The sequence below is a fragment of the Nocardia sp. NPDC004340 genome, assembly GCF_053602575.1.
Genome location: NZ_JBSGDW010000001.1, coordinates 1117864 through 1134258 on the forward strand (window position 1 = coordinate 1117864; position 16395 = coordinate 1134258).

Here is a 16395-nt window from a genome sequence, read left to right on the forward strand (position 1 = left end):
TCAGGACCACCAGCGTTCCAGGGTGCGGGCCACGCCGTCGTCGACATTCGAGGGAGCCACCTCGTCGGCGGCGGCGATGGCCTCCGGGTGGGCGTTCGCCATGGCGACGCCGTGACCCGCCATGAGCAGCATCGGCACATCGTTCGGCATGTCACCGAAGGCGATCACCGAGGAATGCTGGACACCCAGCCGCTGCGCCACCGCGGCCAGACCCGTCGCCTTGGTGACGCCCGGCGCGGACAACTCGATCAGGCCGTTGTCGGTCGAATAGGTCAGATCCGCGCGGCCCTCCAGATGCGGTTCCAGGGTGCTGCGCATGATGGCGCTGGAGGTTCCGGGCAGCCGGATCAGCATCTTGATGGCGGGGGAAGCGATGACTTCGGCGCGGGAGACCTGGGTGTCGTCCGGGTTCAGCCAGGCGTGCTCGTACTCGGGGGAGCTGACGAACTGTGGAGTAGCGGCGTCATGGGCGGTGGCACCGACTCGTTCGGCGGCCAGACCGCAGCCGGGGAGCAGATTCTCGGCCAGATCGGCGAGCCAGGTGAGGGTTTCGATATCGAGGGTCCGGCTGTCCAGCACCCGATCCGAGGCGCTGTCATAGATGACCGCACCGTTGCCGCACACACACAGCGGCGCGTACCCGAGCCCCTCGACCACCGGATCGATCCAGCGCGGCGGCCGTCCGGTCGCCAGCACGAACGGCACCCCGTCCGCGATGAGGGCGTCGACAGCGGCCTTGGTCCGGGCGCTCACCTGCTCACGGTGGTCGATGAGCGTGCCGTCCACGTCGGAGGCGACCATCTTGGGTTTGGGCAGGTGAAAGAGCGTCACCTACTCCATCCTGCCTCGAGCCGCGACCCGTGCGCCCGTGGATTACGGACGCCGCCGTACAAACGAGACCTTTCCGGCACCACCCGGGCCGCGCCGGGGTAACACACGGATTGCCGGGGCGTCCGCGGTCCGTACCCCGCGTTTCCCCACTCCACTCCCTATGATCTGGTGCAGAACTCGACCCCGAAAGGGAATGATGGCCGGTTTTCTGCTGCGACGTGCGCTGAACTATGTCGTGCTGTTGGTACTGGCGTCGTTCCTGGCGTTCGGGCTCGCCTCCCTCACGTTTCGCCCGCTCGACAGCCTCGAGCATCGCAACCCACGGCCCCCGCAGTCGGTGATCGACGCCAAGCGCGAGGAACTGAAGCTGGATGTGCCGATCCCGCAGCGCTACGCGGAGTGGGTCGGCGGGATCGTCACGCACGGAGACTTCGGCAAGACGCTGGCGGGACAGCCGGTGAGCGAGGAACTGCCGCGGCGGATCGGGATCAGCTTGCGGCTCGTCCTGGTCGGCTCGATCATCGGATCGATCCTCGGCGTGCTCATCGGCGCTGCCGGCGCGATCCGGCAGTACAAGTTCAGTGACTATCTGTCGACGGTGATCTCGCTGCTGATCATCAGCACGCCGGTGTTCCTGCTCGCGACATTGTTGAAATACGGTGCGTACGGGATCAATACGGCCACCGGACAGCAGATCTTCTACTACACCGGCGAAACCTCGGCGAACGCGGTGCACGGCACCTGGAATCAGCTCGTGGACCGCCTGCAGCACATGATCGTTCCCACGACGGCCCTGATCCTCACCGCCGCCGCCGGATACAGCCGCTATCAGCGCGCCGCCATGCTCGACGTCCTCCAGAACGACTTCATCCGCACGGCACGAGCGAAGGGCCTCACCCGTTCCCAGGCGCTGTACAAACACGGCCTGCGCACCGCGCTCATCCCGATGGCGACGCTGTTCGCGTACAGCTTCGGCGGGCTCATCACCGGTGCGGCGTTCGTGGAGAAGATCTTCGGCTGGCACGGCGTCGGTGAATGGCTGGTCGACTCGATCAACGCCCAGGACCTGTACCCCGTGGTGACGGTCACCGGGTTCGTCGCACTGGTGATCCTGTTGTCGGGATTGTTGTCCGACATCGTCACAGCCATTCTCGATCCCAGGGTGCGTGCGTGATGTCCGAAACCGAACTCATCGTCCAAGGCGCTCCCGAGCCGATGGCCGCGGGCCGGCGCAAGCTGGTCGTCCGGCGCTTCCTGCGCAACAAGCCGGCCGTCATCGGGCTGGCGATTCTGATCCTCATGGTGGTGCTCGCCTTCGCCTTGCCGCCTTTCCTGAAGTACGACTACCAGCAGCTCGATTACACGGCGCTGCTCAAGCCGCCCAGTTCCCGGCATCCCTTCGGCACCAACCAGATCGGTCAGGACGTCCTCGCGCAGACCCTGCGCGGGCTGCAGAAGTCCTTGCTCATCGGCTTCGCGGTGGCTTTCATGGCCGCTCTGATCGCGGCGTTCACCGGATCGGTGGCCGGATTGCTCGGCGGCTGGACCGATCTCGCGATCATGTGGCTGGTGGACCTGCTGCTGGTCATCCCCAGTTTCATCATCGTCGCGTTGTTCGCGCCGCGGGCGAAGGGCAGCGGCAGCATCGTGCTGCTCATCCTGCTGCTCGGTGGTTTCGGCTGGATGATCAGCGCCCGCATCGTGCGCGGACTCACCTTGAGCCTGCGTGAGCGTGAATTCGTCCGGGCCGCACGGTATATGGGCGCGTCGACCTGGACCGTCATCACCACCCACATCATCCCGAATGTCGCGTCCTTCCTGATCATCGACACCGCGCTCGCGGTGGGCGCGGCGATCATGGGCGAAACCGGTCTGAGCTACCTGGGATTCGGTGTCCAGCCGCCGGATGTCTCACTGGGCACGCTCATCGCCGCGGGCACCAAGTCGGCGCTCACCTACCCGTGGCTGTTCCTGTTCGCGGGTGGATTCCTGATCCTGACCGTGTTGTGCACGAACCTGGTCGGCGACGGATTACGCGACGCTTTCGACCCCAGCTCGCAGCGTGCGCGCTCACGCCGCAAGGACCGGACGGCGGCTCCCGCAGGAAAGGCCGCGGCATGACCGACAACACGACCATGTCCGACAATGGAATCCGCCCCACGACCGCGCCGCTGCTCGAGGTGTCCGATCTGCGGGTGAGCTTCCCGAGCGAGGAGGGCCGCGTCGAGGCGGTGCGCGGTGTGAACTACACCGTGCAGGACGGCGAGGTCCTGGCCATCGTCGGTGAATCCGGCTCCGGGAAATCGGTGTCCTCGCTGGCGATCATGGGACTGCTCCCCGATCAGGCCCGGGTGCAGGGATCCATCCGGCTCCGCGGCCAGGAACTGCTCGGTATGGGTGACCGGCAGCTGTCCACGCTGCGCGGCAGCAAGATCTCCATGGTCTTCCAGGACCCGCTCTCGGCCTTGACACCGGTGTACCGGGTCGGCGACCAGATCGCCGAAGCACTACTGGCACACGGCAAGATGAGCAAGCAGGAGGCCGCCGACAAGGCGGTGGAACTGCTGGATCTGGTCGGCATTCCGGATGCCGCCCTGCGCGCCAAGGCGTTCCCGCACGAGTTCTCCGGCGGTATGCGCCAGCGCGTGGTGATCGCCATCGCCATCGCCAATGATCCCGAGCTCATCATCTGCGACGAGCCGACCACCGCGCTCGACGTGACTGTGCAGAAACAGATCCTGAACCTGCTGCGCAAGGCCCGTGACATCACCGGCGCGGGCGTCGTCTTCATCACCCACGACATGGGGATCGCGGCCACGCTGGCTGATCGGGTGGCGGTCATGTACGCGGGCCGGATCATCGAAACCGCACGCACCGTCGACCTTTTCAACGCACCGCGGATGCCGTACACGGTGGGCCTGCTGGGTTCCATTCCGCGGCTGGACGGTCCGGCGCGCATGCCGCTGGTGCCCATCGTCGGCGCACCGCCGGCCATGCACGCACTGCCTCCGGGCTGCCCGTTCGCACCGCGCTGCCCGGTGGCGGTGGAGGACTGCCGAGCGGCGGAACCTCCCCTGCAGGACACCGAGCCCGGGCATCGGGCCGCCTGCATCCGCGTCGCCGAAGTCGGGACCGCGGACCTTTTCGCGGCCTACCGCCGCGAGGTCCCGCCGGCCGAAGCGCCGATACCCACCGATGAGCAAGTGGTGCTGCGGGTTTCGGACCTGAAGAAGACCTTCCCGCTCACCTCCGGAGTGGTCTTCAAACGCCGGACCGGCGAGGTGAAGGCGGTCGACGGCGTCAGCTTCGAGATCAAGTCGGGCCGCACGCTGGCGCTGGTCGGGGAATCCGGTTCCGGGAAATCGACGACGCTGACCCAGATCATGGACCTCATCGCGCCGGAGGGCGGCAGCATCGAGGTATTGGGCAGCGATGTCGCCACCCTCACCAAGGCCCGGCGGCGGGAGATCCGGCGCAAGATGCAGATCGTGTTCCAGGATCCCGCCTCCTCGCTCGACCCGCGCCTTCCGATCTCCGATGCGCTCGGCGAGCCGCTGCGCATCAACGGCCGCCCGAAGGACGAAATCCAACGCCGGGTCAAGGAATTGCTGGAGCTCGTGGGCCTTCGTCCCGAGCATGCTGACCGGTATCCGGCCGACTTCTCCGGCGGCCAGAAGCAGCGCATCAATATCGCGCGGGCGCTCGCCTTGGATCCGGAGATCCTGGTCCTCGACGAGCCGGTGTCCTCGCTGGATGTGTCGATCCAGGCCGGAGTGCTGAATCTGCTGCGCGACTTGCAGGCCGAACGCGGGCTGTCGTACCTGTTCGTCTCCCATGACCTGTCGGTGGTACGCAATCTTGCCCACGACATTGCCGTCATGTACCGCGGTCAGATCGTCGAATATGGTGCGGCCGAACAGGTCTTCAACGATCCGCGGCACGAGTACACCCGCGCCCTCATCGACGCCGTTCCCGTCCCGGTCGTTTCGGGATAGGAGCGGAGAGTGTTCCAGCAGAACTCCAACGGAAGGAGCAACCGGTGAGGATTCGCTCGATCGGAACGAAGCTCGCGGTCCCACTGGTCGCCGTGACAATGGTGGCGACCGGATGCGGCGGCGACGACGGCACCGCGCCGCAGGGCAAAGCCGAGCTCGGCACCACCAGTGATATCAATCCGCACGATGTCGCCGATCTGAAGGACGGCGGCAATCTGCGGCTGGCCATATCGGCGTATCCGGCGAACTGGAACACGCTGAACATCGACGGCAATGACTACGAGATCATGAGCGTCGAACGATCCATGATGCCGCGCGCCTTCAGATCCGACGCGTCGGGCAATCTCTCGATCGACACGAACTACTTCACCGATGTCCAGCTGACGAATACGAATCCGCAGCAGGTCACCTACACGATCAACCCCAAGGCCGTGTGGTCCGATGGATCGCCGATCACCTGGGAAGACATCGCCGCCCAGGGCAATGCGCTCAGCGGGCGCAACAAGGACTTCCTGCTCTCCAATAACCAGGGTTGGGACCGGGTCGAGAAGATCGAGCGCGGGACCGACGACCGGCAGGCCGTCCTCACCTTCAACAAGCATTTCTCGGAGTGGAGGGGCCAGTTCGCCGGCAATTCCTTCCTTTACCCGAAGTCCGTGACCAGCACCCCGGAGTCCTTCAACAAGGGATACGTGGACGCCATCGGGCTGACCTCGGGACCGTTCATGGTCCAGTCCACCGATCGCGGGCAAGGCCGGATCGTGCTGGGGCACAACCCGAAGTGGTGGGGTGACACCCCGAAGCTCGACACCATCACCTTCAGCGTGCTCAACGACCAGGCGACCATGCCGGCCCTGCAGAACAACGAGATCGACGTGGTCGGCATCGGCTCACGCGACGATCGCAAGACCGCCGAGAACACTCCGGGCGTGGTCATTCGCCACGCACCCGGTAACTCGTGGTCGCACATCACCTTCAACGGCGCGCCCGGATCGATCTTCGCCGACCCCAAGCTGCGCGTGGCCATCGGCAAGGCCATCGATCGGCAGGGTATCGCCACCGCCATCCAGACCGGCCTGGTCGTCGATCCCAAGCCGCTCAACAACCACATCTACATGGCGGGACAGAAGGGCTATCAGGACAACGCTCCGACCTTCGACCCGAACGAGGCCGCCAAGGAACTCGACGACCTCGGCTGGAAGGTGCCCGCCGGTGGCGGCATCCGCGAGAAGGACGGGAAGAAGCTCGAGTTCCGCGATGTGATGTACAACGCCGACACCTGGGTGCAGATGGCACAGGTCATGCAGCAGAATCTGGCGTCGATCGGCGTGAAGCTCAATATCGTGACGAAGCCCGGCCAGGACTACTTCACCAAGGTGATCCAGCCCGGCGACTTCGACATGGCGCACTGGAGTTGGGTCGGCGACCTGTTCCCGCTCGGCAGCATCGATCAGATCTGGGGCTACCACCCCGAAACCAATGACCTGCAGGGCAACTACGGCCGCATCGGCTCGCCCGAACTCAACGATCTGATCGAGAAGACCGTCTCCGAGCTCGACCCCGACAAGGCCATCGAACTGGCCAACCAGGTCGACAAGCAGATCTTCGCCGAAGGCCACTCCCTGCCGCTCATGCAGTCGGCCGGCAATGTGGCCGTTCGCGGCAACCTCGCCAACTACGGCGCGGCCGGTCTGGCCAGCCTCGACTACACCAAAATCGGCTTCCTGAAGTGAATTCCCGGATGGGCCATCCCCTGGCCTATCCGGCGCTCGTGACGATCGGGACCCTGGCGATCACCCTCGCCTGGGTCCCGTTCGCTGATCCGGAGCAGGTTGCGATGTTGATCGCCGTGGCGGCGGTCATTCTGGGGTACACCGGGTTTCGGTTCGCGGTCGCGGTCGGATATCTGCCCGCGGGGGTGCGGGAGCCGGCGGAAGTCGCTGTGCGGCGGGTTCGGCAGCAGCATCGGCTGGAAAGCCGGTCGTGGCTGGAATTCAGCGTCGACGGCCGGAATCGGTGGCTGCCCGTGTATTTCGAACCGGGGCTGGTGACGCTGACGCCGCGGACGGCTCAGGTCGACGGGCGCACGATGTCCATTGACGGGCGGCGGGTGTATCCGTCCGGGCGGGTGCGGGATTCGGAGCCGGTGGGGCGACTCGTCGACAATCCCGAGCGGGCGGATCCCGAGGCGATCGGGCGGACCGGGGCCTGGCGCCGGGTGTTGCTGGACGCGCAGTCCGCGGTGGCCGGGCCGTTCGCGGGGTTGTTGTGGGTGTATGTGGCGGGGGGCGGGGTGGTGGCGTTCGTGGCCGCCACCGTGGTGGGGGCGGCCACGGCCACGTGGTTGTCTGCCGTCCGGGGGTCGGATCCGAGTTAGTCGGCGGATCGCTCGGCTCGGCGGGCGGCCTTCTCCTCGGCTTCGAGGCGGTCCATCTCGTTGGCCTCGTCGAGGGTCGGGGCGCCGCCGCCCAGGCGGGACGGGACCCAGTAGGCGCCGGGCTCGTGGGCGTAGTCCCGCTGCAGGTCCAGGAGCATGTCGTGCATGGTGCTCTTGAGCTGCTCGGTCAGGGCCGAGGCGGGTTCGAAGGGCTGGATCGGCTTGCCCACCGCGATGGAGACCGGGGTGTTCGTGCGGCCCAGACGCTTCGGGTGGCCCTTCGTCCAGACGCGCTGCGCGCCCCAGATGACGATCGGGATGATCGGGACGCCGGCCTCGATGGCCATGCGCGCCGCGCCGGACTTGAAGTCCTTCAGCTCGAAGCTGCGGCTGATGGTCGCCTCGGGGTAGACGCCGACCAGTTCGCCGGCCTTCAGGCGGGCGACGGCCTCGTGATAGGAATCCGTGCCGGCCGACCGGTCCACCGGAATGTGCTTCAGCGCACGCATGATCGGGCCGGTGATGGCGTTGTCGAAGACTTCCTTCTTCGCCATGAAGCGGATGTAGCGCTTCGTGGTGCGGGCGGGCAGGCCCGCGTAGGTGAAGTCCATGTACCCGGTGTGGTTGATCGCGATCACCGCACCACCGGTCGACGGAATATTGTCGTCGCCCTTGATGGCGAACTTCAGGCCCTGCAGCGCGAAAACGGTGCGGGCCACCCCGATGATCGGGTAATAGACGGGTTCCACAGTTCCGCTAGCGTAGTCGCTGCCCGCGCGGCATCCAGTGACCCAGGTAACAGCGGGACATTTTGGTGTGACGCGGCGACACTGAAACAGGTCCGATGCGGGTAGTAAGACGAAACAGATATACATCTCGAAGTCGGGCACCGAGGGGTTACTGCATCGGTGACGTCTCCGGCCAGCCAGTAGTCTGGGTGGCTGGTAACGGTCAGGGAGGAATGAAGCTCGTGCAGATCACCAGCGTCGGACACGCCGGATTCCACATCCGAACCGCGGCCGGAACGATCCTCTGCGATCCATGGGTCAATCCGGCCTATTTCGGGTCATGGTTCCCGTTCCCCGACAACACCCAGCTGGACTGGGACGAGCTCGGCAACTGCGACTTCCTCTACGTGTCGCACCTGCACCGCGATCACTGGGACGCCAAGCTGCTCGCGGACAAGATCAACAAGGACACCACCGTCCTGCTCCCCGACTACCCGGTGCCGGACCTCGAGCGGGAGCTTCGGGCGCTCGGGTTCACCAAGTTCGTGGAGACCGAGGATTCCGTCAAGACCACTGTCACCGGGCCCGGCGGCGACCTCGACATCATGATCATCGCGCTGCGCGCGCCCGCCGACGGGCCGATCGGTGACTCCGCGCTCGTCGTCGCCGACGGGGAAACCGTCTGCTTCAACATGAACGACGCGCGACCCGTCGACATGGACGTGCTGCACGACGCGTTCGGGCACGTCGACATCCACCTGCTGCAGTACTCGGGCGCCATCTGGTACCCGATGGTCTACGACATTCCGACCAAGACCAAGACCAACTTCGGCAAGCAGAAGCGGCAGCGCGGCATGGACCGCGCCCGCTCCTACATCGAGCAGGTCGGGGCCACCTGGGTGGTGCCGTCCGCCGGTCCGCCGGTGTTCCTCGACGACGAGCTGCGCTACCTCAACGACGACCGCGGCGACGAAGGCAATATCTTCCCCGACCAGATCACCTTCCTGGATCAGATGCAGATCCACGGGAACGAGGGCGGGCTGCTGCTGATCCCCGGCTCCACCGCGGATCTGCGTGGCAAGGAACTGCTTTCGCTCACTCACCCCGTCGACCCCGACACCATCTACGGCGACAAGGCCGCCTACATCGAGGACATGGCCCAGCGCATGGCTCCCGTGCTGGCCGCCGAGAAGGCCACCTGGGCGCCCGCCGAGGGCGAACCGCTGCTGCCCGCGCTGAAGGCCAAGTTCGAGCCGATCATGAAGCAGAGCGACCTCATCTGCGACGGCATCGGCTACCCCGTCGGCCTGGTGATGGGCGACGAGACCGTGGTGCTGGACTTCCCCAAGCGCGAAGTGCGCGAACCCGTCGAGGGAGAAGGCAAGTACCGCTACGGATTCCGCATCGCGCCGCAGCTGGTCCGCACCGTGCTGCGCGACGACGAACCCGACTGGGTCAACACCATCTTCCTGTCCACGCGCTTCACCACCTGGCGCATCGGCGGATACAACGAATTCCTCTACACCTTCTTCAAATGCCTCACCGACGAGCGCATCGCCTACGCCGACGGCTGGTTCTCCGAGGCGCACGACGACACCGCCTCCACCGAACTCGACGGCTGGGAAGTGCAGCGCCGCTGCCCGCACCTCAAGGCCGACCTGTCGAAATTCGGTGTGGTGGAAGGCAATACGCTGACCTGCAACCTGCACGGCTGGCAGTGGGATCTGGAATCGGGGCGTTGCAAGACGTCCAAGGGTCACGAGCTGCGGTCGAAGAAACTGGTCTGATTCGTAGCATCGCGGCCGGTACCGGGTGCCGGCCGCGATCCTCGAACAACCGTGTCACGCACGAGATCTGGCGGCGATCGCCACCGCCACGAAGGTCAGCGCACAACCCGCCACAGCCAGGGCCGAGATGCCCAAGCCGGTCGGCGCGACCACATCCAGCACCACCGATGCGAGCAGCTGCCCCGCCACCGAGCTGAGCCCCAGGAGCAGCACTCCGATCCAACGCACCACGGCCACGGCCAGCGCGACGAACGAAATCCCGATCAGGCCACCCAGATACAACCACGGCTCGGTCGGCGGAGTGTGGAAGCCACCGCGCCGGAACAGCATCACCGTTTCGACGACTACCAAGGCCGCCGTGCCGGTCGCGAAATTGGCCAGCGTCGCCGACAGTGGCCCACCGACCGCGCCCACCCGGCCGTTCACCGCCTGCTGCCACGCCACCAGCACACCCGCGACCAGCGGTAACACCACCAGCAACACCGATGCCCCCGAACGGGTTCCTGTGTCCGTGCCGCTCCTGCCGACCACAGCCAGCAGTACCGCGACCAGCCCGAGCACCGCCGCAGCGACCCGCAAGGCCGTCACAGGTGTGGACCCACCCGGGCCCCAACCCAGCCGATCCACCACCAAGCTGCTCGCCAGCTGCCCGGCCACCGTGGCCACCGTGAACGCCGTGACCCCGATCGTCGCCACCGTAAGCCCCTGGCATGCAACGAAATACGCACCCGACAAACCACCCAGCAACTGCCACCACCGCAGCTCGCCGCTGTCCAGCGCCGCACGCACCCGCCCGACACCGACCCGCAAACGCCCGCTGACCGCGAACACCCCCACCAGAATCAGCAGCCCACTACCGAAACTGATGGTCGCCGCCGCGATCCCATCCCCGAGCCGCTCCCCCAGCTCACCATTGATCCGCGCCTGAACAGCCACGGCCGCGCCGATGGAACCCCCGAACCCCAACCCAACCCACCGCCGCATCGCCACCGCCCGATTCTCCCCTCACCGGCGGCGTCCACGACCGACCGGCCGGATCGTGAGCGCGGCGGCCCTGCTCTCCGCCCGATTCTCGGCCTCGATCCGCGCCTGTATAGCCGCGACCGAATACCGATCCCGCCCATGCCTGGCCGCCGACACCGGCACCTCAGGCGTCATGCGCACCGCGGCCAGCACGCACAGGATCAGCGTCGCCGCCGCGAAAGCCAGTTCAACCAACATCGGAGTGCCTCTCGCTCGGTTCCACCGTCCGGCCACGCAGATACGCGGCCGCACTCGCCTTCCGCGCACATGCCGAATCGCACTCGGCATGAATGGCGAGAATCCCCTCCGCCCGCTCCCGGGAAACAGGGACGATCCGCCCATTCGCGCAGTGATCCGCGGCCCGCGCTCCCGACCGGCCCGCGGTCATTTGCGCTCTCCCTCGAAATGCTCTGCCGCACTGACGAATCCCTCCAGCACGGCCCGCGCCCGCCGCCGCACCCGACATACATCCCGATCGCAATACCGGTGCACCTGCCACGCCAGCCGAGCATCGACCCTCGTCAACAGGCCCGGATCCGATTCGCAAGCAAGCTGATTCATCGCAAACCTCTCAATCGGTGCGAATAGACGCGCCCGGTGAGGATGTCGGAGTGGAGTGCACCCTCAACCGGACGCAATCCCAGGACATCAGCGATCAATCACTGCGACAATGCTTGTGGTGAATATTCACCGGAAACCCAGCAGCGTTCTTGCTGTGAATCGTGATCGTTCTTGCTGTGAATACTCAACGGATTCACCATGAATACGTACTCGACCCAAACTGGGAGGTACCGTGAGCGCGACATCCGATCCAGCCCTTCCACGGCGTCAACTCGGCCGCTACATGCGAGAGCTGAGAACCGAAGCGAATCTGACGATCGCCGACGCCTCCCGGATCATCCAGTGGAGTCCGTCGATGTTGCAGCGGATGGAGACCGGACGGCTCGAGAACCCGCGTGAAGTCGACATCCGGGCTCTGTGCAAGGTCTACGACGCGAACCTCGAAACCACCGATGCCATGGTCGATCTCGGCCAGCAGGCGAACGAAAAGTCCTGGTGGCATGACTTCGGAAATGTCATGCGGCGCGGCTTCCACGTCTATGTCGGCCTCGAGGCCGTCGCTCGATCACTCCAGATCTACCAGCCGGAACTGATTCCCGGCCTGCTCCAAACCGGCGACTACGCACGGGAGCTCATCGCCGCGGGCCGATTCGGGTCGACCGAAACGGACCAAGGGGTTCGGCTGCGGCTCCGCCGACAGAAGGCGATCCTGCGCACACACAGACCGATGCGGGTGGACGCGGTGATCGGCGAGGCCGCGCTGCGGCGGGTCATGGGCAGTCACCGCATCATGGCCATCCAGCTGCGGCGTATCGACGAGCTGATGAACAGGGACAACATCAGCATCGGAATACTGCCGTTCTCAGCGGGTTACCCAACCCGAGAACCGCTGGGCCAGTTCGTAATCGTGAACTTCGGCGACGACGGCCGAGCGGGAGACGGCGAGCCACCGATCGTCTACCAGGAGGGGCTCACCGGTGAGCTGTACCAGGAACGAGATACGGCGGTTCGGCTGTACAAGGAAGCGTTCGACGCACTCCAGAACTCGATGTTGAATATCAGCCAGAGCCGAAACCTGATCCGAGAACTAATGAGAGAGCACGAGCGCGCACAATGAACGTGGTTCTACCCCAGGGGCTGAAGTGGTTCAAGAGCAGCCGGAGCGGCTCCGAGGGCGAATGCGTCGAGGTCGCCTTCGTTGAAGGCGGCCGCGTCGCGGTCCGGGACAGCAAGGACCGCAGCGGGCCAGCCTTCATCTTCGCCCCCAGCGAATGGGACGCGTTCACCGCTGGCGTCCGCAATGGTGAATTCGACTGTCCCTAGCGGTAATCCACAACCAAGTGCTCGAGCGACCCGGATGAGCCGCCTCATGAGGTGCCAGGAGGCGGCCACGGACAGTGCCGACGGGCCCGCGAAACGCCTGTCCCACCGACGTTCCCACGGGACTAGCCCACGTCGTTCGTCTCCCGGCTGAAGCAGTCGGGGATCATGATCGCGCACACGATGGTGCCGGCGATATTGAGGGCCGCGTCCAACCCCGCCGAACCGGTCGTGATCGGGAAGGCCGAGCCTGTGGCCGACCCGGACTGCGCGACCGGGGAGGCCGGAGCGTCGACGAGCGGGAGCGGCGCGGCCCCCGCCTGACCGGCTCCGACAGTCAGTGCCGTAGCAATGCCAACCGACGCAATGAGAGTGCGCATGCGTGAACCCCTTCGATCGAGCGTGCGGCCGGGCGTCTCGACCACCGCCCAGAAAGTTAATCGCTTCCGTTTCAATACGACCCTGGAATCCGCGCCCTCGCGGGCCCCGAATTTCAGGGGCTAGTCATGCTCGGCTGCACGAGATCCGTTGTGGGACTGGGTTGGGAGCCAGGTCGGGGTCAGGGCAGCGGCCAGGAGGAGAGGGATACCCAGCGCGGCGACCATGAGCGGCAAGGGGAGCCAGGTGGTGGCGATGGCGGCGAAAACGAAGACCAGTAGGGCGATTACCTCGGTGGTGAAGCCTGCTACCGATGTCACCGTGGCTCGGGCTGGGCCGGTGATGGCGTCTTGGAGACGGGCTGAGGCCAGGACGTCGGCGTTGTAGTCGATGCCGTACGCGACGCCTATTGCCGAAAAACCCAGCAGGGTCAGGGAGTACAGAGCTGTCGGGTGGTGGGCGGCGGCGCCTGCGAGGAGGGCGCCGGCGATGAAGAGGAGGCCTGCGGCGGCCAGGGCGAGAGACATGGTTCGGGTGGAGACGGACTCGGTGCGGCCTGCCAGCGAGGAGCCGATCAGGGAGCCGGCGATGGTCAGGGCTACGAGGACGGACGCGAATGATGGTCCGGCACCGGCGTGACCTGCCAGTAGGGAGAAGTACTCGTCGAAGGCGGTTACTCCGTTGAGGAGAGCTACGAGGATTACGCCTCGGCGGATCATTCTGACGCGCAAGGCCTCTCGCATACCGGCGCGGAGCATCGCGATGTAGCCGGGCGCGGGTGACGGGTGGAAGTCGCCGGGGTCGGCTGGGGCGTCCTCGGCGTCGCCATCTGCATCGCCGCCATCTTCTTCGCCGTCCTCGGCATCGTCGATCTCCGTGGCGGAGATGGACTTCGGAGCCGTAGGGAGGAGAAGGGCGGTGCCCGTGTGCAGTACCGCCAACGCGACGCTGGACCAGGCTACGAGCGCGTAGCCGCCCCAGGCGTACAAGGGGGCGGCGGCGAGAATGCCGAGGAGGGCGGCGGATTCGGTGGCGGTTCGGACGTAGCCCATGGTGCGGGCGTAGGCGGTGGTGGCGGAGCGGGCGTGTAGTTCGTCGTAGAGAAGGGCCTCGAAGGTGCCGGAGCGGAGGGCGCCCGAAGTGCCCCACAGGACGAAGCCGGCGGCGAAGCCCAGGTAGGTGGGGTACAGGGTCCAGACCGTGAAGCCCGCGGCGAGGAGGGCGCCGGAGAGGATCAGGAGGGCTCGGCGAGAGACGGTGTCAGCCCAGGCGCCGGAGGGGATCTCCAGGAGGAAGGCGGTCGCGGACCAGATGGCGAACAGGGAGGAGATCTGCGCGGGGTTCAGGCCGTGGTCGGCGAACAACAGGGCGTAGATCGCGTACAGGGGAATCAGGTCCGCGGTGAAGGCGAACAGGATTGCCCGGAAGGTGAGCGCCCGGGTCGTGGACGGGCGGACGCCGGTGCGGCGTAAGGATCAACAGGCGTAGATCAACATGCGCATGGGATCAACTCTGCGCGCCGGGGGTACCACCGTCAAGCGGATTATCGATGGGGATCCAGCCGTTGCTGGACGGCTCGCCCTCCGACACCGACGCGCCGACCAGGCCGGGACGGTCGTTGAGGTCGTTGATCAGCTCGGTGACCGGGTGCGAGTCGCTGTAGTGGTAGCCCTGGGCGAGAGCGAAACCGAGCTCGGTCAGGACCGCGGCCTGGTATTCGGTCTCCACACCCTCGGCGATCACCTGCAGGTCCAGGGACTTGCTCAAGGCCGCGATCACGCCCAGCAGCGGCGGGGCGGGGGAATCGGAGCGGATCGACGCCACGAAGGACTGATCCACCTTGAGGATGTCCGACGGCAGGGTGGCCAGACGGCTCAGCGAGGAGTAGCCGGTGCCGAAATCGTCGATGGCGATACGGACGCCGAACTCGCGCAGCTTGTGCAGGTTCGCGATCGCGGTCTCGGACTCGGCGGCCAGTTCGCTCTCGGTCACCTCGAGCACCAGTTGCTCGGCGGGCCAGCCGGTTTCCTCGAGAATGCCGGAAACCCGGGCGGCGTACTCGGACTCGGCCAGCTCCAGGCCGCTCACATTGACGTTCAGGGTCAGGTCCAGCTGTGCGAACGTCTCCTGCAGGCGGGCGGCGTCGGCGCAGGCGCGGCGCAACACCAGCTCGTCCAGATCGGAGATGAGGTCGTATTCCTCGGCGACCCGGATCAGGCCCTCCGTGGTGACCTCCGGCTGCGCGTGAGAAGACCAGCGCAGCAAGGCTTCCACGCCGACCGCGCGGGTATCGCCGTCGGTGAGACTCACGATCGGCTGGTACTGCACGTCCAAGGTGCCGCGGTCGATCGCCTCGCGCAGCTCCACCGCCAGCGGCAGCTGCCGCGACGACTCCAGCACCGTGCGATTACGGCCCGCCTGCTTGGCCCGGTACAGGCCCACATCCGCGCGCGACACCAGCAGCGAACCGGATTCCCCCGGCTGCCACGACGTCACACCCGCCGAACAACCGGTGGTGACGGCGGCCCGCAGCTCCTCGGTCAACAGGATCGCGGCCTGCTCGGTGGTGCCGGGCAGCAGCAGCGCGAACGCGTCACCGCCGTAGCGGGCCAGGCGCTGATCCGGCGCAAGCAGTTTCGACCAGGTGTCGGCCACCCGCTGCAGCACGGCGTCGCCGGCCCGGTGACCCAGATGGTCGTTGATCTTCTGGAAGCGGTCCAGGTCCACCAGCACCAGGGCCAGACCCTGACCGGTGCGGGTGGCGTGCGCGATGGCATTGCTCAAGGCACGATCGAAACCGCGGCGGTTCAGCAGACCGGTCAGCACGTCGATGTCGGCGTCGGACGCCATGCGGGTCAAAATGCCGACCACGATGCCGATTCCGAAGGTGATACCCGCCGGAATGATGCCCGACCACCACGGCAGCCCGCGCGACGGCACCACCCACAGGCAGCAGGCTATGGCGAACGCCAGATGCCCGCCCAGCCAGCGCCAGGAGAAGAAGATCGCGGCGTCACAGGCCACGAACACATAGAACGCGGCCAGGCTGATCGCGCCGACCGTATTCGGAAACCAATGCACCGCAACGGTCACCAGCACTGTCGCCGTCGCCACATAGGCGTGATGCACCGAATGCGGCAGCCTCGGACCCCAGATGAGCAGACTGATACCCAGCAGCAGCGCCACGAACGCCGCCACGCCCACCAGCGGCCGATTACCCTCATCACCCGGAGCGACGGCGGTCAGGGCAAGACCCAGCAAGCCACCCATGACGTAGAACGCCCCGGTGGTCCGAGCCATGACCATTGCCGTCGCCAGCGCCGATGCCGCCCGGACCCGGGTTCGGGCATCGCCGCGAGACCCGATTCCTCGCACGCTGCTCAGCCTAGCCACAA

The 16395-nt window shown here is 66.2% G+C and carries 15 protein-coding genes; 8 read left to right on the plus strand and 7 right to left on the minus strand.

Annotation, left to right across the window (positions count from 1 at the left end; all coding sequences use genetic code 11):
* On the minus strand, nt 1-801 hold the full coding sequence (locus tag ACWEOI_RS04875; protein WP_433673537.1) for a Cof-type HAD-IIB family hydrolase: 801 nt from the start codon (nt 799-801) through the stop codon (nt 1-3).
* Between the two features lie 226 nt (nt 802-1027).
* On the opposite strand from ACWEOI_RS04875, the gene ACWEOI_RS04880 reads away from it, so the two are divergent.
* Genes ACWEOI_RS04880 through ACWEOI_RS04900 form a run of 5 tightly spaced genes read left to right on the plus strand, consistent with a single transcriptional unit; the run spans nt 1028 to nt 7203 of the window.
* Nucleotides 1028-2005 carry an ABC transporter permease gene (locus tag ACWEOI_RS04880; protein ID WP_452358966.1) on the plus strand — a complete coding sequence of 326 codons (978 nt, stop codon included), beginning with the start codon at nt 1028-1030 and terminating at the stop codon, nt 2003-2005.
* Nucleotides 2005-2952, plus strand: a complete 948-nt coding sequence (locus ACWEOI_RS04885; protein WP_433669663.1) for an ABC transporter permease subunit — start codon at nt 2005-2007, stop codon at nt 2950-2952. Before ACWEOI_RS04880 ends, ACWEOI_RS04885 begins: the two co-directional genes overlap by 1 nt.
* On the plus strand, nt 2949-4826 hold the full coding sequence (locus ACWEOI_RS04890) for an ABC transporter ATP-binding protein (protein ID WP_452358967.1): 1878 nt from the start codon (nt 2949-2951) through the stop codon (nt 4824-4826). The genes ACWEOI_RS04885 and ACWEOI_RS04890 overlap by 4 nt, the downstream gene beginning before the upstream one ends.
* A gap of 44 nt (nt 4827-4870) precedes the next feature.
* On the plus strand, nt 4871-6559 hold the full coding sequence (locus ACWEOI_RS04895) for an ABC transporter family substrate-binding protein (protein ID WP_452358968.1): 1689 nt from the start codon (nt 4871-4873) through the stop codon (nt 6557-6559).
* A 38-nt stretch (nt 6560-6597) separates the two neighbouring features.
* Nucleotides 6598-7203 carry a hypothetical protein gene (locus ACWEOI_RS04900; RefSeq protein ID WP_452358969.1) on the plus strand — a complete coding sequence of 202 codons (606 nt, stop codon included), beginning with the start codon at nt 6598-6600 and terminating at the stop codon, nt 7201-7203.
* Here ACWEOI_RS04900 and ACWEOI_RS04905 read toward each other — a convergent pair.
* On the minus strand, nt 7200-7952 hold the full coding sequence (locus ACWEOI_RS04905) for a lysophospholipid acyltransferase family protein (protein ID WP_452358970.1): 753 nt from the start codon (nt 7950-7952) through the stop codon (nt 7200-7202). The genes ACWEOI_RS04900 and ACWEOI_RS04905 overlap by 4 nt on opposite strands.
* Before the next feature lie 221 nt (nt 7953-8173).
* Here ACWEOI_RS04905 and ACWEOI_RS04910 point away from each other — a divergent pair, with 221 nt between their 5' ends.
* The gene (locus ACWEOI_RS04910; protein WP_452359195.1) at nt 8174-9718 is read left to right on the plus strand and encodes a Rieske 2Fe-2S domain-containing protein; all 1545 of its coding nucleotides are present in this window, start codon (nt 8174-8176) and stop codon (nt 9716-9718) included.
* 54 nt (nt 9719-9772) lie between these two features.
* On the opposite strand, the gene ACWEOI_RS04915 is transcribed toward ACWEOI_RS04910, so the two are convergent.
* Both ACWEOI_RS04915 and ACWEOI_RS04920 read right to left on the minus strand, forming a co-directional pair.
* Nucleotides 9773-10702 (minus strand): DMT family transporter, encoded by a 930-nt coding sequence (locus ACWEOI_RS04915; RefSeq protein WP_452359196.1) that lies wholly within the window; start codon nt 10700-10702, stop codon nt 9773-9775.
* A 21-nt stretch (nt 10703-10723) separates the two neighbouring features.
* Entirely contained in the window at nt 10724-10939 is a 216-nt protein-coding gene (locus tag ACWEOI_RS04920; protein ID WP_452358971.1) for a hypothetical protein, read from the minus strand.
* A gap of 595 nt (nt 10940-11534) precedes the next feature.
* On the opposite strand from ACWEOI_RS04920, the gene ACWEOI_RS04925 reads away from it, so the two are divergent.
* Entirely contained in the window at nt 11535-12419 is an 885-nt protein-coding gene (locus tag ACWEOI_RS04925; RefSeq protein ID WP_452358972.1) for a helix-turn-helix domain-containing protein, read from the plus strand.
* Nucleotides 12416-12625 (plus strand): DUF397 domain-containing protein, encoded by a 210-nt coding sequence (locus ACWEOI_RS04930; RefSeq protein ID WP_452358973.1) that lies wholly within the window; start codon nt 12416-12418, stop codon nt 12623-12625. Before ACWEOI_RS04925 ends, ACWEOI_RS04930 begins: the two co-directional genes overlap by 4 nt.
* 122 nt (nt 12626-12747) lie before the next feature.
* On the opposite strand, the gene ACWEOI_RS04935 is transcribed toward ACWEOI_RS04930, so the two are convergent.
* The 3 genes from ACWEOI_RS04935 to ACWEOI_RS04945 all read right to left on the minus strand — a co-directional run bounded on the left by ACWEOI_RS04935 (nt 12748) and on the right by ACWEOI_RS04945 (nt 16300).
* Nucleotides 12748-13002 (minus strand): hypothetical protein, encoded by a 255-nt coding sequence (locus ACWEOI_RS04935; protein WP_433669647.1) that lies wholly within the window; start codon nt 13000-13002, stop codon nt 12748-12750.
* A 120-nt stretch (nt 13003-13122) separates the two neighbouring features.
* A complete protein-coding gene (locus ACWEOI_RS04940) occupies nt 13123-14418 on the minus strand; it encodes an MFS transporter (protein ID WP_452359197.1) in 1296 nt (431 codons plus the stop codon).
* A gap of 88 nt (nt 14419-14506) precedes the next feature.
* A complete protein-coding gene (locus ACWEOI_RS04945) occupies nt 14507-16300 on the minus strand; it encodes a putative bifunctional diguanylate cyclase/phosphodiesterase (protein ID WP_452358974.1) in 1794 nt (597 codons plus the stop codon).
* Between the last annotated feature and the right edge of the window lie 95 nt (nt 16301-16395).

What these genes read in the sequence shown, in the direction of transcription:
- ACWEOI_RS04930 (WP_452358973.1), top strand. Translation starts at nt 12,416, where the DNA reads ATGAACGTGGTTCTACCCCAGGGGCTGAAGTGGTTCAAGAGCAGCCGG.
- ACWEOI_RS04945 (WP_452358974.1), bottom strand. Translation starts at nt 16,300, where the DNA reads ATGGCTCGGACCACCGGGGCGTTCTACGTCATGGGTGGCTTGCTGGGT.
- ACWEOI_RS04935 (WP_433669647.1), bottom strand. Translation starts at nt 13,002, where the DNA reads ATGCGCACTCTCATTGCGTCGGTTGGCATTGCTACGGCACTGACTGTC.
- ACWEOI_RS04885 (WP_433669663.1), top strand. Translation starts at nt 2,005, where the DNA reads ATGTCCGAAACCGAACTCATCGTCCAAGGCGCTCCCGAGCCGATGGCC.
- ACWEOI_RS04890 (WP_452358967.1), top strand. Translation starts at nt 2,949, where the DNA reads ATGACCGACAACACGACCATGTCCGACAATGGAATCCGCCCCACGACC.
- ACWEOI_RS04915 (WP_452359196.1), bottom strand. Translation starts at nt 10,702, where the DNA reads ATGCGGCGGTGGGTTGGGTTGGGGTTCGGGGGTTCCATCGGCGCGGCC.
- ACWEOI_RS04875 (WP_433673537.1), bottom strand. Translation starts at nt 801, where the DNA reads ATGGTCGCCTCCGACGTGGACGGCACGCTCATCGACCACCGTGAGCAG.
- ACWEOI_RS04920 (WP_452358971.1), bottom strand. Translation starts at nt 10,939, where the DNA reads ATGTTGGTTGAACTGGCTTTCGCGGCGGCGACGCTGATCCTGTGCGTG.
- ACWEOI_RS04880 (WP_452358966.1), top strand. Translation starts at nt 1,028, where the DNA reads ATGGCCGGTTTTCTGCTGCGACGTGCGCTGAACTATGTCGTGCTGTTG.